This is a genomic window from Acidisphaera sp. L21 (genome assembly GCF_009765685.1).
In the GTDB taxonomy this organism is placed as follows: Bacteria; Pseudomonadota; Alphaproteobacteria; order Acetobacterales; family Acetobacteraceae; genus LMUY01.
On sequence record NZ_LMUY01000114.1, the window covers coordinates 135302 to 136516 of the forward strand.

The 1215-nt window shown below is 67.1% G+C and carries 1 protein-coding gene; it reads right to left on the minus strand.

Translation table 11 applies throughout. The features are described 5' to 3' along the window. Positions 1 to 1215: hypothetical protein (locus GSQ76_RS31365; protein WP_216851227.1), on the minus strand; the 1215-nt coding region annotated here is incomplete at both ends.

The following is a 1215-nucleotide window of genomic DNA, read 5'->3' on the forward strand; positions in this document are numbered from 1 at the left end:
CTGTGCCGAGATTGATCACGTTGTTGGCAGCCGAGCCGTAAATCGTGATCGTCTCGGGGTTCGTGTCGGCTGCATTCGGCGTGCCCGACGTGACGTTGACCGTCAGGTCCAGCCCGTCGCGCAGGTAGATTGTCTGCGTGCTGTCGGCAATGCCGCCACCCGCTGCCTGACCCTCCTGTGCCACCACCACGCCGATATTGGCGAGTTGCGCCGGGGCGCCCAAGTCGAACGATCCGCCGCCGGAGAGTTGCAGTTTGTTCGCCCCGCCGGCGGCATCGATGTGATCGCGGGAGATCAACGTCGCATTGGTGGCGATGATCGTATCATTGCCCGCCGTGCCCGTGATCGTGGTGGGCGCCGTCGTCAGCGTATAGGTGCGTCCTAGGGCCGTGATGGCGACGGATGCAGCCGCAGCGTTATTGCCCAAGCTGTCGGCGGCATTCACCGTCAGGGTATCGGGAGTGCCTGCAGCGTCCGTATCCGTCACGGTGCCCAACGCGGCGTTCACCTGGGCGAGCGTGCCGGCGATGGTCACCTTGGTCGTGCCAGACCCGGACACCCCGGTGCCGGTTGCCGCGACCGAGCCGTTGGGATCGGCCAGCGTCACCGTAAAGGTCTCGCCAGTCGTGGTTCCCATTTCCGACACGGCAAGTCCGGGGATCGCGGTGGCAGTGGCGCCGATGGCCACGCTCGACGGAGCGGCGATCACCGGCAGGCCGTTCACCGTCAACGCCACGGCCTTGTTCGCCGCCGCATTGCCCAGGCCATCGATGGCAGCGAGCTTGATGGTGTCGGTTCCGGTGGCGCTCTCGGTATCGGTCACCGTCGCCAGGGCGGCGTTGACCTGCGCCAAGGTGCCCTGGATCGTCACCGCCTTGCTGCCCGACCCGGTGACGCCGGTGCCGGTTGCCGACAACACGCCGTTGGTGTCGGCCACCACTACCTTGAACGTTTCGGTCGTGGTGTCGCCCGTCTCCGACAGGCTCAACCCGGCGATCGCACCCGCCTTGCCGACGCCCACCACCGCGGTCGCCGGGGCGGCGATCACCGGCAGGTCGTTCACCGTTACTCCGACGTTGGCATTGGCTGCCGCATTGCCGAAGCTGTCGAGCGCGGCAAGCCTGATCGTGTCGGTTCCGGTGGCGCTCTGCGCATCCGTCACCGTCGCCAAGGCGGCATTCACCTGCGCCAACGACCCCTGGATCGTCACCGCGG